Here is a 16,355-nt window from a genome sequence, read left to right as displayed (position 1 = left end):
CTGTGAACCGGTTCAGGAAACAACTTTCAACCCTGTGAAGTTTTTCAGGAGAAGCTTCTCTAAGATGTGAAGTACCTTAGAAAATAACAGTAAAATCTGTGAAGTAAATTTAGGCATAGTCACCAGTACTACTCCTTCCTTTGTAGAATATATACTTCAAGAGCTCTAGGAGATATACTTCATAGGCCAAGGAAGTAGTACTTCTCGTGAATTCCGATTGTGCGCTTAGGAAAACTTGTGCAGTTGGCGTATTTCAAAAAGTTACGTATATTAGCGGTCTGAATCTAATATGAAAAACATGAGAAAACTATATTATTTAGTGATGATAAGTGTGGCTTCCATTTTGACCGCATGCGAGAATCGATCGGAAGAGTGGGACGTGGTGGATTTCGGAAACGATTGTGCGGTTGGCTTGCAGGAACATTTGGAATGCAGATTCATTCCTTTGGAGACGAAGGATAGCGTGCTGTTAAAAGATCTCTACCGGGTTTGCTGGGTGGACGATCGTATTTTTGTATTCGATAGAAGTGATGAGATAAATGCGCTTTTTGTATTCAGTGATCAAGGAAATTTTATTACTCGTGTAGGCTTGCGGGGACAAGGGCCGAAAGAGTATCTTTATCTAACTCACTTTTTCGTGGATGAGAAAGAGCGAATCTTGACATTGGTGGATTTTGGTGGGACGGCCTTATTGCGTTATGATCTGGATACCTATCAATATATATCCACGCAAGATGTAGCTGATTATTTTGTGGACTGCGCCCCTTTGGATAAGGAGAATTGGATTTGGTATTATCCTTTGGGATTTGCGACACCGCAAAGGGAAAACTTCTATCTGAAAGCCACGGACAGGAAAGGAGAGCAAGACGCATTGTTGGGATCGGCTTATTTCACGTCCGGCCATACGATCAATGGGAGCAAGACGTTGCATGCCTTTGCTGGGGATTGGTATGCGCATTTCCCCTTTACCCCCGAAGTATGGAAAGTGAAGGACGGGATGTTGGAGCCTGCTTATAAAGTTCGCTTCGGAGATAAAAGTATGCCTCCTATCGAGTATGTCAAGGAGAAAGGGAGAGGCGGGAGAGATTTCTCTGGCGATCTGTTTCGCTCCGGCTATGTAAATTCTTTTGGGCTGCTGGAGACCGAACGGATCCTGCATGCGACCTATATGTGCGATAAGGTAACTTACTTCGGATTTTATGACAAGGATAGGAAAGAGGCATTCTCGTATGCGTTCCCCAACTTCATAAGGGCTACGGGGTTGACAGGCTTTTACGGTATTTGCGGAGTGTATAAAGATTATTTTATCGGGAAGATCAGTTCGACGGTGCTGTTGCGTAATCAGATACATTATGAGGATTTGAGACGGATAGCGGAGAATCGTACACAGGACGATAATCCGATCTTATGTTTATTTAAAATAGAAAGGTCATGAGAGTATTGTATGGGATTATTGTATTCTTCGCTTTGTTTCTTCTCGCTTGTTCCGATGCAGAAAGAGAAGAAAAACGGCTGGAGGGAAATTTGTTAATGAAAGGGGATTCTGGTGTATGCTATGATGGGATTGGTCTTACCGAGTCTTATTTGGTGTTGTTGGCTCGTGGGTGTGATACGATCATTCAAGTATTCGACAAAGATGATTTGTCGCACCTGCATGCGTTTGCGTTGAAAGGATATGGTGCCACTTATTTCTCTAATCCGGAGTTTATGAAGTCAAATACAAAAGAACCCGCCGGAAAGGATGAGTTCTGGATCGTGGATAACCAACTTACATTTAATAAGATGCAGGTGCTGGCGGATTCTTTGCGTTTTGATCGGAAATATATACTAATACCCGAACTTGTTCCCTCTACGCATTATAATGTCACCACGAAAGAAGTTTATGCGGTTCCGATCGTAGAGAAAAATGTTTATGGTCCTTTCTGTTATGCGAATCGGGAAGAGGGAATTTATTGGGTGGAGCCACCAAAAGTAGCAAGAACGTATCGTTCTTGTAAGCACGTCGCTTATTTGCCTAATCTTTGTGTGAATGAGCGGCAAAACAGTGTGGTTGCTGCCTTGCGTTTCTTCAACCAAATTGATTTTTACGATTTGAAGGGAACTTATCAAAGGAGCTTTACGTATGGGAAGGAGCCTATCGTGCCTTTACTGAAGAAGAATGATACCCAAGTGGATGTTCTTGGAACGACAAAATGCTTTATCGATATATTCGGTACGGATCGGTATGTGTATTGCTTGTACGATGGTTCTGTGGATTTTTCGAATTTATCCACATTGCTGGTTCTTTCTTGGGACGGCCAATTAAAGAAACGATTGAATTTTGATCGTTCAATAAAGAGGATTGCCGTAGACCCTTCCGATGGTTTTCTGGTCGCCTTGGCTCTTGATGAAAGTGGAGCATTGGATGTGGTAAAATACCTGTTGTAAATGATATTCTTGACAGGCTGAAACTCCGTTTTCTCGAAAGCGAGTTTCTGATTGGAGATGTAAATAACTTGTGGAAGACAAGAATAGTAATTATCTTTGGAACAAAAGTGAAAAGATAATGACAAACAGTATCGTACGCAAACTGCCGATAGGTATACAGACCTTCGAGAAGATAAGGGAAGGGAATTATGTATATGTGGATAAGACGGAATGGGTGTGGCGGATGGCCTCGTTGGAGACACCGTTTTTCCTAAGTCGTCCCCGTAGGTTTGGAAAGAGCCTTTTGCTTTCTACTTTTGAGGCTTATTTTAAAGGAAGAAAAGATCTGTTTAAGGGATTGGCTATCGAACGGTTGGAACAGGATTGGATTGAGTATCCGGTGATCCATTTGGATTTGAATGCCAAGAAATTTGATACAGGGGAGGATCTGATTCGTCTTGTGGATAGGCAGTTGCTTGTTTACGAGGCTATATATGGTTCTAGTGATGCGGATGAGACGATTGATGACCGTTTGTTTACCTTGTTACGCTTGATTTGTGAACAGACAGGAAAACGGGTGGTCGTTTTAGTGGATGAGTATGATAAGCCTCTTTTGCAATCATTTGATAATGAGAAATTGCAAGAGGAGTATCGCCTAATGTTGAAAGCGTTCTATGGGGTGTTGAAAAGTGCGGATCGCTATTTGCGCTTTGTATTCCTAACCGGGGTGACAAAGTTCTCTCAAGTTAGCGTGTTTAGTGACTTGAACCAGTTGAACGATATTAGCATGGACTGGCAATTCGCAACGCTTTGTGGCATAACACGGGAAGAGTTAGCGACGAATTTTGTACCGGAGATAGAAGCCTTCGGGAAAAAGAATAATTGGTCGTTTGTAGAGGTGGTAGAGCGGATGGAACGTAATTATGATGGGTATCATTTCCATCAAGATGGAGTGGGAGTGTTTAATCCGTTCAGTGTACTGAATGCGTTCAATAAGCTGGAGTTGGAGAGTTATTGGTTTCAGACGGGTACGCCGACCTTTTTGGTGAGCCTCCTCCGTAAAAGTAATTATGATTTACGGCTTTTGATAGATGGTATCGAGGCGCCTGCTGCTTCATTCACTGAATATCGAGTAAACGCCAATAATCCGATTCCGTTGATTTATCAGAGTGGATATTTGACGATAAAGGATTATGATCGGGAATTTCGTAATTATTTATTGGAATTTCCGAACGAAGAAGTAAAATATGGTTTTATTAATTTCTTAGTCCCTTACTATACCTCCATTTCCAAGGAAGAGCAGAGTTTTTATATTGGTAAATTTGTACAAGAATTACGGACAAAGGATATAGATGCTTTCCTTTCCCGTCTCCAAGCTTTCTTCGCTGATTTCCCGTATGAGTTGAACGATAAGACCGAACGTCATTATCAAGTGGTTTTCTATTTGGTCTTTAAGTTGATGGGGCAATTTACTGAGGCGGAGGTGCGAAGTGCCAGAGGACGTGCGGATGCGGTGGTTAAAACACCAAAATACATTTACGTCTTTGAGTTCAAGTTGAACGGAACCGCCGAGGAAGCCATATGGCAAATCGATGAGAAAGGTTATTTGGTTCCCTATCAGGCGGATGGGCGTAAGTTGATAAAGGTTGGCGTGGAATTTAGCGCTATAGAACGTAATATTAGCCGTTGGCTGTATTTTTGATGCTTCTTCGTGAAGGTGTTCTCAAATAAAATACTATTTTTGCGCATTATAAAGAATATTCCGCAAATAATGGATATACAGAGGCATAGTAGCGTATTGGGCGATACGGTGGAGAAGCTATCGGATGAGGCATCGTATAAACAATTGTTCCATGCGTACAGGGATGAGGAGGCGCTGCCCTCGGGCGAGGTGCTGAAAGAGATCATCGATCTATGCCGTGCGATCCTGTTCCCCGGTTATTATGGGAATGCCCGTATCAGTAAACAGACGATCCGTTTTCATACGGGCGTAAATGTTGAGACTCTTCATTCTTTATTATCCAAGCAGGTTTATGCGGGACTTTGTTTCGCGGATACATCTTGCGTGACTTGCCCGGAAGAAAAGATCTCCGCTGAGGCAGAGGCTATTTCGGAGGCTTTCATCTCTACGCTTCCGGAGATTCGCGGTCTGCTGGCTACGGATGTGGAGGCGACTTTCAATGGCGATCCCGCCGCTCAAAATCTAGGTGAGGTCATATTTTGTTATCCCGGTTTCCGGGCGATCGGTAATTACCGGATCGCCCATCAATTGTATAAGCTCGGGGTTCCTTATATTCCTCGTATGATTACGGAGATGGCACATTCCGAGACCGGTATCGATATCCATCCGGGCGCGAAGATCGGTCATCATTTCTCGATAGACCACGGGACGGGTACGGTGATCGGCGAGACGAGCGTGATCGGCAATTACGTCCGAATCTTTCAGGGCGTCAGCTTGGCGGGAGAGAAACTTCCCCCCGATGAGAACGGTAACGCTATCCGTGGCGTAGCCCGTCATCCTATCTTGGAAGATCATGTGACAGTATATTCTAATTCCACCTTAATCGGTAAAATCCGGATTGGCAGAGGGGCTACGATATGTGGTAACGTCTGGATAGCGGAGGATGTACCGGCAGGGAGTACGGTTACACAATTGAAAATTGAGAATTGAAAATTATCAAGAGGGTAGCTGGAAGGAGATCGAAGCATGTCAGAGAGCGAAATGAGAATAATTAATAATAAACAACGTAATACGCAATTGGGAATAATTTTCAATTCTCAATTCTCAATTTTCAATTAAAATGAGCGAGACATTTGAAATGGTGGCCAAAACCCTATACGGGTTGGAAGAGATCTTGGCCGAGGAGTTATTAGCTTTAGGTGCCAACGACTTGCAGATCGGTCGTCGTATGGTTTCCTTTACGGGTGATAAGGAATTGCTTTATAAAGCGAATTTCCACTGCCGTACTGCCCTGCGCATTCTGAAACCGATTTATCATTTCAAGGCCAAAGATGCTGATACCGTTTATAAAGAGGTGAAAAAGGTAGAGTGGGAGAAGTATTTGTCGCTGGACAAGACGTTCGCGATCGACTCGGTGATCTATTCCGAGGATTTCAATCACTCGAAGTTTGTCGCTTACCGTACGAAAGACGCTATCGTGGATTATTTCATCGAGAAGTTCAAGAAGCGTCCGTCCGTTCGTGTCAATAACCCGGACTTATATATCAATATCCATATTTCGCATAACGATTGTACCTTATCTATCAATAGCTCCGGCGAGTCTTTGCACAAGCGTGGTTATCGGGTGGATCAAACGGAAGCTCCGTTAAATGAGGTGTTGGCTGCCGGCATGATCCTAAAAACCGGTTGGAAAGGAGAATCTAATTTCGTAGATCCGATGTGTGGTTCCGGTACATTGTTGATCGAGGCTGCCATGATCGCCTTGAATATCGCTCCGGGTATCCATCGGAAAGAGTTCGCTTTCCAGAAATGGGTGGACTATGATGAGGAATTGTTCGATCGTATTTATAATGATGAGAGCGGGGAGCGTGAGTTCGCTTTCCATTGCTATGGCTCCGATATTTCCCAAGCCGCTATCGATATCGCCTTGGAGAATATCCGTAGCGCTGGCTTGATGAAATATATCGATCTGAAGGTGAAACCGTTCCAACAATATACAGAGGCTCCGAAGCCGGGTATATTGGTGACGAACCCACCTTATGGAGAGCGTATATCATCTCGTGATCTATTGGGATTGTATAATATGATCGGCGAGCGTTTGAAACACGTGTTCATGGGATATAAGGCTTGGATTTTGAGCTATAAAGATGAATGTTTCGATAAGATCGGCTTGCGCCCGAGCGAGAAGATCAAATTGATGAACGGTTCCTTGGAGTGCGAATACCGTTGCTATGAGTTATTTGAGGGAACTAATAAGGACTTCAAAAAGGCATTGAATGAGGATGGAGAGGAGCGTCCGCACAGATCGGAAGGCTCTTTCGAGCGTAGAGGCAATGATCGTCCAAACTTCCGTACGGGTCGTGTGGATCGTCCGGAGCGTCGTTTCGCCGCTGCCCATAGCGAGGATGATGAGGAGCGTTTCGCTTCCATTCCGGGGAAACGTATCTTTGGAGAGGATCGGGGAGAGGACCGTCCGGTCCGCAAGAAATTCGTGGATGCCCCGGTTCGTAAGCCGATCAAGCCAAAAGGAGAACGTCCTGTGAAAATGCGTTATCGGGATGAGGATGACCGTAAGAAAGGGTTTGGCGATCATAAGCGGGATGGAAAGCGCCCATTTAGCAAACCTATAAAGCCTATAAAACGGAGAGGATATGATGATTATGAGGATTAAATCATCTCTATTCACAAGCCTTTGTCTGATTTTATTAACGATGTCGATTACCGCCCAAGATAAGCAACTCTCCTTGCACGACTTGATTCCGGGAGGAAAAACGTATAGCCGCTTCGTACCTCGTGACTTGAAACAGTTACGATGGTGCGGGGACGAGTACTTATATGTTAAGGGAGATAGCGTGTTAGGAGCTAAGCCGGGGAAAAAAGAAGAGGTCCTTTTTTCGTTGGAAAGACTGAATGGGGCCTTGACGGCGGCAAATCTGCAGACGGTTGGTTCTTTGCCTAGCTTTTCGGTACCCTATGAAAGAGGTTCGGTCTTGGCTTTTACTAGCAAACAGCACCGGATTCATTATGACTATAAGAAAAATAAGGTAGTCGCTGATTATGCTTTGAAGAATAACTGGGCGAATTATGACTTTTGCCCGGCTACGAATAACTTAGCTTTTACGGAGGGAAACAATGTGCATATTTTATCCCCGGATGGACGAAATACGATTGTTACACGTGAAACACAGGATGGAATCGTATGCGGACAGGCTGTCCATCAACGGGAGTTCGGGATTACGAAAGGTATGTTTTGGTCTCCTAAAGGCTCGGCTCTAGCGTTTTATCGTATGGATGAGCGTATGGTGACCGCTTACCCGCTGGTGAATATCGATACTCGTTGCGCTACGCCGGTTCCTCATAAATATCCGATGGCTGGAATGAAGAGCCATGAGGTTACGGTGGGTGTCTATCAGGTAGCTACCGGGCAGACGGTTTGGTTGGAGACAGGCTTGCCGAAAGAGAAATATTTAACAAATATCGCTTGGAGTCCGGATGAGAAGAGTATTTATATCGCTGAGTTGAATCGTGAGCAGAACGAGATGCATTTGGTGCGGTACTCTGCCTTGACGGGAAAGAAAGAGGCTGATCTGTTTACCGAGACGGATCGTTGTTATGTGGAGCCGCAGCATCCCGTGCTTTTCTTGCCGAACGATCCGGATAAGTTTATCTGGCAGAGTGAGGCGGATGGCTATAACCATCTATATCTGTATGATACGACTGGAAAGGAATTAAGGAAGCTAACCGGTGGGGAATGGGTGGTTACCAAGGTGCTAGGCTTTAGCAAAGACGGAAATAAGGTGATTTTCGAGGGAACGGCACCTCATCCCGTATCTCCGAATATGCAAGGAACGGGGATGCAACGTTATATTTGGGAGACGGATTTGAGAACGGGTGATATCATGAATTGCTTGAGTTGGAAAGTGGGCGTGCACCGTTGGTTGCTGAGTCCCTCCGGCGAATATGCGATTGATTATGTAAGTTCTCCTTCTACCCCGAGGGATATCGATTTAATCCGTGTAAAGGACGCTAAGGTGATTTCTACCTTACTTTCCGCTCCGGATCCCTTTAAATTGTATCGGATGCCGCGGATCAAGGTTGGACATATCCTTGCTGCCGATGGTAAGACTCGCTTGAATTACCGGTTGACTTTACCGCCGGATTTGGATGAGACGAAGAAGTATCCTACGATTGTCTATGTATATGGAGGCCCTAAAGTCCAGCTTGTTACGGGCGACTGGCAAAACGGGGCTCGTGGTTGGGACCTCTATATGGCACAGAGAGGTTATGTGATGTTTACCGTGGATAGCCGCGGCTCGGCAAATCGTGGACATGCTTTTGAGAGCGTGATTCATCGTAATTTGGGTATCAATGAGATGGCGGACCAAGTGAAGGGTGTCGAGTTCCTGAAATCTTTGTCTTATGTGGATGCCGACCGTATCGGGGTACATGGCTGGAGTTATGGCGGTTTTATGACAACGAACTTGATGCTGACTTATCCGGAGATCTTTAAGGTGGGCGTGGCCGGAGGGCCGGTTATCGACTGGAGCAATTACGAGATTATGTATGGCGAGCGTTATATGGATCGCCCGCAGGATAATCCGGAAGGTTATAAGAACGCGAACCTGAAACTGAAGGCCGGTAATCTGAAAGGCCATCTGTTGATGATACATGGGGATATCGATCCGGTGGTAGTGTGGCAACACAGCCTTGGTTTCTTAAAGGCTTGCGTAGAGGCTGATACGTATCCGGATTACTTTGTGTATCCTCGCCATGAGCATAATGTGACCGGTAAGGACCGTCCGCATTTGCATGAGAAGATTACGAGGTATTTCGATGACTACCTTGGGTATTGAAAATGGAGAATTGAGAATTGAAAATTAGAAGAGATATGAATATATTGTTATTAGGCTCTGGTGGGCGTGAGCATGCGATCGCTTGGAAGATCGCTCAAAGCCCGAAAGTTGATAAGTTATTTATCGCTCCCGGTAACGCGGGAACAGCGTTGGTAGGAACCAACGTGGATATTAAAGCGGATGATTTTGCCGCTATCAAGGATTTTGCGTTGGCGAACCAAGTGAATATGGTCGTGGTAGGTCCCGAGGATCCTTTGGTGAAGGGTGTTTATGATTATTTCAAGAAGGATGAGGCATTAAGCTCCATCCCCGTGATCGGCCCGAGTGGGGAAGGTGCCCAATTGGAAGGTAGCAAGGATTTCGCCAAGGCGTTTATGATGCGTCATCATATCCCGACCGCTCGTTATAAGAGTATTTCCACTGAAAACTTAGAGGAAGGCTATGCGTTCTTGGAATCTCTTTCCGCTCCTTATGTATTGAAAGCGGATGGATTGGCTGCCGGTAAAGGGGTACTGATTATCGATAACTTGGAGGAGGCCAAGAAAGAGTTGGGAGATATGCTGGGCGGAATGTTTGGTGACGCGAGCAAGACGGTCGTGATCGAGGAGTTCTTGGATGGTATCGAATGCTCCGTATTCGTCTTGACGGATGGCAACGATTACAAGGTGCTTCCGGTAGCGAAAGATTATAAGCGTATCGGCGAGGGCAATACGGGCTTGAATACCGGTGGAATGGGAGCTGTTTCCCCGGTTCCTTTCGCGGATGAGGTCTTTATGGCGAAGGTGGACGAGCGTATTATCCGTCCTACCGTAGAGGGATTGAAAGCGGAGCATATCGATTATAAAGGTTTCATCTTCTTGGGTCTGATCAATGTGAAGAATGAGCCGATGGTGATAGAATACAATTGTCGTATGGGCGATCCGGAGACAGAGGTAGTCATGCTTCGTATCCAAAGCGATTTGGTTGATTTGCTGGAAGGGGTAGCGGAAGGCGATTTAGCGGCTCGTACATTGGTACAGGACCCTCGCGCGGCGGTTACGGTTATGTTGGTAAGCGGCGGTTATCCGGAGGCTTACGAGAAAAATAAGGTAATCACGGGATTGGATGGCGTATCCTCGAACAATATAGTGTTCCATGCCGGAACGAAGCTGGTAGACGGCCAGATCCTGACGAATGGCGGCCGTGTGATCGCGGTCAGTTCGTATGGGGCTACTAAGGAAGAGGCTTTGGCCCAATCTTTTGCCGGAGCTAAGCAGATCGATTTCGATAAGAAGTATTTCCGTCGGGATATCGGATTTGATCTGTAAATGACAATTAGAGAGAATATGCGTATGAAAAAACGAAAACTATTGCTTTTAGGGGTTGTTTGTGCGGCTCTCTATGCATGTTCGACTGATCAGACGAACGAATCGGGGAAGCGTGTCTTCGCATTGGATGATGCCGCTTGGAACCATTCCGAATGGATATCCGTGGCAAATGCTCCTGTCATAACGGGTGAGATCAACGGATCGAATGAGCGTGCGGCCGATGGTGCCGCTTGGTTCGTGAGTGTCGTAAAGAATGAAAAAGAGATAAACTCGGCACGCTGGATGACCACGGGCTTGGGTGTATACGAGTTATACGTGAATGGGAAGTTGATCGGAGAAGAGATTCTCAAACCGGGTTTTACGCATCCCTACAAGACGAAGCGTTCGTTTACGTATGAGGTAAGCAATGCCCTGTCGAAACAGGCGGGAGCGGAGAATGTTTTCGCTGTGCAGGTGACACCGGGATGGTGGGCCGATAAGATCATCACATACAGTGGCCAGCAAGGAATGGTGGGTACCAAGGTCGCTTTCCGTGGAGTGCTTGAGCTTACCTATGCGGATGGTAGCAAGGCGTACTTAGGTTCCAATACGAGCGATTGGAAAGCCGGGATCGCCGGACCGGTCAAACATGCCGCTATCTTTGATGGTGAGGAATATGATGCCCGTGAGTTACCGGGATACGATACGCTCGATAAGCTTTCGACACCGGAAAAGAATACGGAATTTGAGGGAGAGATACTTCCTTCAAATGGAGGTGAGGTCTATTTTCGTGAAGATTTGGCGCTTTCTCCTCAAAAAGCCTATCTATGGAAAGGGGTCACCGGAGAGAGTGAAGATGCTTATGGAAAGGTTGTTATAACGAAAGAATATGCGGCTGGCGAGGAAATGGTAGTTCATCCGGGCGAGACACTTGTCGTGGACTTTGGCCAGAATTGCGCGGCGGTTCCTGCTTTCGAGTTCATGGCAAAGGAGGGTACCCAACTAAATTGTCGTCCTTCTGAGATATTGAACGATGGAAATGGTGCGAAGAGCCGAGGAATGGATGGGCCTGAAGGTAGTTGCCATCGCTTGAATCTACGCACTCCGGATACCGGGATGTTACTCGACTATACCTTTGCGGATCATAAGGACTATACGACCTATCGCCCTCATCGCACGTTCTATGGTTATCGCTTCGTATCGATCACGGCCGATCAGGAGGTACGTATCCGGTCGATCCAGTCGATTCCTGTCTCCTCGATTACCCAACAGATGGAGACCGGATCAATAACGACCGGCAACAAACTAGTCAATCAGTTGATCTCAAATACCCTATGGGGACAACGTTCCAACTACCTCTCGGTTCCTACCGACTGTCCGCAGCGCAACGAACGGCTGGGATGGACCGCCGACACGCAGGTATTTGCTGAGACTGGTACTTTCTTTGCCAATACCGCTGATTTCTTTCATAAATGGATGCGTGATATGCGTGACACACAATCACCAACCGGTGCGTATCCCGGTGTCGCTCCATTGGCTCAATACGGTGCGTCTCCTACTGATATGAACCGCTTGGGCTGGTCGGATGCGGGAGTTATCGTGCCTTGGGTTGTCTGGAAACAATTTGGCGACACTCAGATTATCGATGAGAACTGGGCGGCGATGGAGAAATATCTCAATCATATCAACGAGACCAAGTATGACCATCATGCCCTCAGCGCGGAGAATGGCAATTACCAGTGGGCCGACTGGCTCAGTTACGAGCCGCTTGAGAGTTGCAGCGGCAGACATACAGCGAAGGATGGATCCGGAACGCTTCCGGAAGCCTATGATTATTGGAATTATCTAAGTGCGAATTACTGGCTTATAGATGCCGGAATGATGAGCGATATGGCTCGTGCGACGGGACGGGATGCCGAGAAATACGAAGCGATGGCTGCTCAAGCGAAACAGTATATATTGGATAAATTCTTGAATGCCGATGGAGAATTTAAGACGGCGATATTCAATACCATGCAGACGCCTGCCCTATTCGCCTTGAAGAACAAGCTGGTCGAAGGGGTAGCCAAGGAGAACATGATGAAACGACTGCGTGACAACTTCGCCGAGCATGGCAATTGCCTTCAGACAGGTTTCTTGGGTACTTCCATCCTGATGCCTACGCTTACGGAGAATGGAATGAGTGATATCGCTTACGAGCTTCTTTTCCAGCGCAAGAATCCGAGTTGGCTGTATTCGGTAGATAATGGGGCGACAACGATTTGGGAGCGTTGGAATAGCTATATGCTTGATAAAGGCATGGGACCGCAAGGCATGAACAGCTTTAATCACTATGCCTATGGATGTGTATGTGAATGGATGTGGGAGACCATGGCTGGTATCTCTGCGGATACGTCGGAGCCAGGATTCAAGCGCATTATCATGAAGCCGATTCCCGATAAGCGTCTGGAGTTCGTAAACGCGGAGTACAATTCGGCGGCAGGGATTATCAAGAGCTCTTGGAAGTATGAGGGAGACCAGTGGATTTGGGATTTCACCATTCCCGAAGGAGCGGTCGCTCTCGTGACACTTCCGGGCGAAAGCCAAGCTCACGAGTATCGTGCGGGTTCGTATCAGATCGTTAAATAAACAGTTTATACTTGGGGGTGTCAAATCTAATAAACCGGACTTTTGACACCCTCAAGATGTTATTGATAGCTTTCTATCCGATAAGCGATTTGTCATTTTGACAAACTGTAAACGAAACCTCCGGAGAATCGATTTTTCCCTACCCAAGTGCGGCTCGTCGCCAAATTCGCAAGAAAAAATCAGCAATCCTTTCATTGATAGTATAATACCGAAAAACCGCCTTTCATTCTAGCGAAAAGAATTCATCCTAATTCATATCCATTGACTTCTTTGGGCTATCCGATAGGGTTACGACTGGGTTCTAACAGGGTTACGATGCCCATTCACGACTACTAACAACCCTATTCATGACTGTTTATAATGCCCAACGGCAGTATAGACGTTGCCTGACGGTACTATATGTATAGGCTTTTGCCACCTTTCGTGCATGAAAACGAGGATATTTTCATCCAAAAGAGCGTTTTATCGCCGTTCTCGCCTTCTAGTTTGGTCGATTCACGAACAGTTCCTGTCATGATTAATGGTCAATAAGAATCAAAAAGAAAGGAAGTAGATATAAAAAGAATCGTAACGTCAATATCGTAACGTATAGAATCCTCATACGAACAAATAGAAATATTTTCATACCTTTGCCACTTATTTCATTCCTTTAGGATGTGAATATGAAAGAATAAGGTATATGGCAAGAGGAACAACTTCATATTACGGACGTAGATATACTATAGCGACACCTATGACCCATTTGTACATGCTTTGCGCTTGTATTTTTTGTTGGATCGTGGGGTATGTGGATTCGGTAGGTTATCCCGTGTATGGAGAGGTGACGGCTCCTCCTTTATGGAATGCCCTTTGTCTGGTTCTTCCGGGTAAGTTGTTTACCTATTTGATCGGTTTTTTGCTGATGGCCGGTGGTGCGTTTCTGGTGCATCGGGTAAACTATGCGTTGATGTTGATTCGTGAGAAGACATTGCTTCCCTTTCTCTTCTATGCCTTGTTGACAAGTACAAACCCGGATTTCTTTCCCTTGAAATCAACATCTGTCGGGGTGTTTTGTTTGATATTGGCCCTTTATCAGTTATTTACCTCTTATCATGACCCGGACGCTACGGATAAGGCTTATAACGCATCCTTGATTATCAGTATCGGAAGTCTGTTGTGGATACACATCCTTTGGTTCTTGCCGCTGTTTTGGCTGGGGATGTATAATTTCAGGACATTGAATATCCGGACCTTTGTCGCTTCCTTGTTCGGAATCTTGACGGTTTATTGGTTTGTTTTCGGATGGTGTGTCTGGGAATGGGATTTCACGGCATTTACCATACCTTTCACCTCCTTATTCAAGATCCGTTTCCTTGCGGTACTAGGGACGGGAATTATAGATTGGATACAGATTGTTTTAGTGGCGGGATTAACGATCATTGCCTCATTAAACATCGTTACACATGAGTATGAGGATAATTTGCGTACTCGTCAGTTTCTTTCTTTTCTGATTGTCATGGCCATTTGGTCGTTTGGATTGTTCTTTATCTATGAGCAGTCGTCCGAGGAATTTCTGGAAATGGCCTGTGTACCGGCGTCTATCTTGATCGCCCATTTTTTTACGGTGAACCGGGGGAAATATATCTTTTGGCTGTTCCATTTCTCGGTAGTTATGTTTATCGCATTATTAATGATACGTATATGGAATTTCTTATAGCCTACGGGTATATCGGGGTGTTTATCGCTTCTTTCTTAGCGGCTACGATCTTGCCGTTTAGCAGCGAGGTCGTATTGACGGGTGTATTATTGGCGGGTTCGGCTTATTGGCCTTGTATGATCGCCGCTACGCTTGGTAATTTCTTAGGTGGAATGAGCTGCTATTGGTTGGGGATGCTGGGAAAGGTAGAGTGGATCGAGAAATACCTCAAACTCGATCCGGTAAAACTACAGAAGGTGCAGGATTGGATCAAGGGAAAAGGCTCTTGGATGGGCTTCTTTGTTTTTCTTCCCGGTATCGGTGATTTTATCGCTGTCGCTCTAGGTTTCTTGCGGGCTAATATATGGGTCGTGGCGATCTCCATGTTCTTAGGAAAAGCGATCCGTTATTGGGTTTGGATGGAGTTTGTTTATAAGGTACAGTCCATGTTTTGATAACCCGAGACCTGTACCTTGCACGAAATCATTTCAAGCGTAATTGTCCCCTTTTCCGTGAACTTGATGGCGTTATCGATAAAATTCGTGATAGAATTACAAGGATTTTTGTATATGAATTCTGCAAGCTTGGAAGTCTTTTTTGTTCGGAAGGAACTCATTCCAGCGTGTAAGTGTTTGCCGGGAGAAGACCGTCAATGAGAAAACCAGCATAGAGGTAAAGGCGATACTGGTCGTGATAGCGGAACCTACGACCCCGTAAGACGGGATGAGTAGAAAGCCGGAGATTAATAAGGCAATAAGCCCTACGCACGAGCTTGCCGTACTGTACCGGATCTTTCCGCTGCCGATGAAATAATGGCTGATGATGCTGTTGCAGCCTAACGCTACGATTCCGATCGATAATCCGCCTATCACTTTACGTATGCCTTTGAACTCGGCGCTGAAAAGATAATCCGTATATATCCATTCCGGTACCAATAAGATACATCCCATCACGAGGGCTAAAGCGCAAAAGGTCAATTTGAAAAGCTGTAAGGTAATACGTTTTTGTTCCGTTGCCTCTGAGGTCTTGGCCACGCTACTGTATTCGATGAAACTTACGCTGCGACTAATATTCCATACACTCTCGGAGATCTTGGTCCCAGCGTCTAGCAAGCCTACGCTTCCCAACCCGGCGAAACGTTGTATCAAGAAATAATTGAGTCGGGTAGTACAGGTTTCCGCCAACCCGTCCGCACCGGCCCACAGGCCGTAGGCAAACATTTCTTTTAATAGACCGTAGAGTGATTTGCCGGAAGACCGGGATGTCTCCTTTAAGAAATAAGGAACAAGCATCGATAGGCTGGCAATAAAGGCTATGCCGTTCGTGACATATAATCCCCAGACATACGACCGTACGTCCGGGCGCTTCAATATATAATAGAAATAGAGTAAGACGAAAAATAGCAGTCCTCCTTGCAATATAAACGTGAGATTAAACCCTTTGATATTGTCTTTACCCAACAAGAAGCGGGCATTGGCGTTTACCGTAGAGCTCAAGATCGCCAACAAGAAGATATCCAGCCGATAGCCGGTGGGTAAAAGCCCGGTAAGATACATGAAGCCGCAAGCTAGGGAAGAGCCGATAGGTGTCCACAGATATGCGGAAAGGAAAATTGTCCGCATGGAGTAACGATTCATGAAATAGACAATCGTATTCCCGCATAAAATCCCATTGACGATTACCGCTATATTTACCGAGGCCACGATCAACCCGATCATCCCCACGCCCTCGATTCCCAGCACCTTTGCGTTGATGAAGATCAGCGCTAGGTTAAGGAAAGCTATCAGATAACGCGAGCCTATTGTCCCCAGTATCTTTTTTAACAT

General features: G+C 45.8%; 11 protein-coding genes. 10 read left to right on the top strand and 1 reads right to left on the bottom strand.

Going from position 1 to position 16,355, the window contains the following annotated elements:
• Positions 1–298 precede the first annotated feature (298 nt).
• The 10 genes from NBH16_RS20550 (at position 299) to NBH16_RS20505 (ending at position 14,984) form a co-directional block, all read left to right on the top strand.
• Positions 299–1,435, top strand: a complete 1,137-nt coding sequence (locus NBH16_RS20550) for a 6-bladed beta-propeller (RefSeq protein ID WP_057317246.1) — start codon at positions 299–301, stop codon at positions 1,433–1,435.
• A complete protein-coding gene (locus NBH16_RS20545) occupies positions 1,432–2,427 on the top strand; it encodes a hypothetical protein (protein ID WP_036614523.1) in 996 nt (331 codons plus the stop codon). Before NBH16_RS20550 ends, NBH16_RS20545 begins: the two co-directional genes overlap by 4 nt.
• A 118-nt stretch (positions 2,428–2,545) precedes the next feature.
• Positions 2,546–4,108, top strand: a complete 1,563-nt coding sequence (locus tag NBH16_RS20540; RefSeq protein WP_122144855.1) for a PD-(D/E)XK nuclease domain-containing ATP-binding protein — start codon at positions 2,546–2,548, stop codon at positions 4,106–4,108.
• Positions 4,109–4,177: 69 nt separating this feature from the next.
• A complete protein-coding gene (locus NBH16_RS20535; protein ID WP_005860231.1) occupies positions 4,178–5,077 on the top strand; it encodes a serine O-acetyltransferase in 900 nt (299 codons plus the stop codon).
• 130 nt (positions 5,078–5,207) lie between these two features.
• Positions 5,208–6,758, top strand: a complete 1,551-nt coding sequence (locus tag NBH16_RS20530) for a THUMP domain-containing class I SAM-dependent RNA methyltransferase (RefSeq protein ID WP_250789007.1) — start codon at positions 5,208–5,210, stop codon at positions 6,756–6,758.
• Positions 6,739–8,940 (top strand): S9 family peptidase, encoded by a 2,202-nt coding sequence (locus NBH16_RS20525; protein WP_121960712.1) that lies wholly within the window; start codon positions 6,739–6,741, stop codon positions 8,938–8,940. The genes NBH16_RS20530 and NBH16_RS20525 overlap by 20 nt, the downstream gene beginning before the upstream one ends.
• Positions 8,941–8,975: 35 nt before the next feature.
• On the top strand, positions 8,976–10,247 hold the full coding sequence (gene purD / locus NBH16_RS20520; RefSeq protein ID WP_005863591.1) for a phosphoribosylamine--glycine ligase: 1,272 nt from the start codon (positions 8,976–8,978) through the stop codon (positions 10,245–10,247).
• 24 nt (positions 10,248–10,271) lie between these two features.
• Complete coding sequence (locus NBH16_RS20515; protein ID WP_229103444.1) at positions 10,272–12,854, top strand: family 78 glycoside hydrolase catalytic domain; 2,583 nt, start codon at positions 10,272–10,274, stop codon at positions 12,852–12,854.
• A 679-nt stretch (positions 12,855–13,533) separates the two neighbouring features.
• On the top strand, positions 13,534–14,550 hold the full coding sequence (locus NBH16_RS20510; protein ID WP_005860222.1) for a hypothetical protein: 1,017 nt from the start codon (positions 13,534–13,536) through the stop codon (positions 14,548–14,550).
• Positions 14,535–14,984: a YqaA family protein gene (locus tag NBH16_RS20505; RefSeq protein WP_005863579.1), complete on the top strand. Its 450-nt coding sequence runs from the start codon at positions 14,535–14,537 to the stop codon at positions 14,982–14,984. The genes NBH16_RS20510 and NBH16_RS20505 overlap by 16 nt, the downstream gene beginning before the upstream one ends.
• A 96-nt stretch (positions 14,985–15,080) precedes the next feature.
• Here the strand turns inward: NBH16_RS20505 and NBH16_RS20500 are convergent, their stop codons facing one another.
• Positions 15,081–16,355 (bottom strand): lipopolysaccharide biosynthesis protein, encoded by a 1,275-nt coding sequence (locus NBH16_RS20500; RefSeq protein WP_121960710.1) that lies wholly within the window; start codon positions 16,353–16,355, stop codon positions 15,081–15,083.

Origin of the sequence: Parabacteroides sp. Y3-G-102 (assembly GCF_023656845.1) — a bacterium.
GTDB lineage: Bacteria > Bacteroidota > Bacteroidia > Bacteroidales > Tannerellaceae > Parabacteroides > Parabacteroides distasonis.
The sequence above is the reverse complement of the archived record's forward strand: the minus strand, read 5'-3'. Positions and strand labels throughout refer to the sequence as shown.

Coding starts and splice junctions, on each gene's coding strand:
- NBH16_RS20500 (WP_121960710.1), bottom strand. CDS start 16,355: ATGTTAAAAAAGATACTGGGGACAATAGGCTCGCGTTATCTGATAGCT.
- NBH16_RS20530 (WP_250789007.1), top strand. CDS start 5,208: ATGAGCGAGACATTTGAAATGGTGGCCAAAACCCTATACGGGTTGGAA.
- NBH16_RS20550 (WP_057317246.1), top strand. CDS start 299: ATGAGAAAACTATATTATTTAGTGATGATAAGTGTGGCTTCCATTTTG.
- NBH16_RS20535 (WP_005860231.1), top strand. CDS start 4,178: ATGGATATACAGAGGCATAGTAGCGTATTGGGCGATACGGTGGAGAAG.
- NBH16_RS20540 (WP_122144855.1), top strand. CDS start 2,546: ATGACAAACAGTATCGTACGCAAACTGCCGATAGGTATACAGACCTTC.
- NBH16_RS20505 (WP_005863579.1), top strand. CDS start 14,535: ATGGAATTTCTTATAGCCTACGGGTATATCGGGGTGTTTATCGCTTCT.
- NBH16_RS20510 (WP_005860222.1), top strand. CDS start 13,534: ATGGCAAGAGGAACAACTTCATATTACGGACGTAGATATACTATAGCG.
- NBH16_RS20545 (WP_036614523.1), top strand. CDS start 1,432: ATGAGAGTATTGTATGGGATTATTGTATTCTTCGCTTTGTTTCTTCTC.
- purD (WP_005863591.1), top strand. CDS start 8,976: ATGAATATATTGTTATTAGGCTCTGGTGGGCGTGAGCATGCGATCGCT.
- NBH16_RS20515 (WP_229103444.1), top strand. CDS start 10,272: ATGAAAAAACGAAAACTATTGCTTTTAGGGGTTGTTTGTGCGGCTCTC.
- NBH16_RS20525 (WP_121960712.1), top strand. CDS start 6,739: ATGATGATTATGAGGATTAAATCATCTCTATTCACAAGCCTTTGTCTG.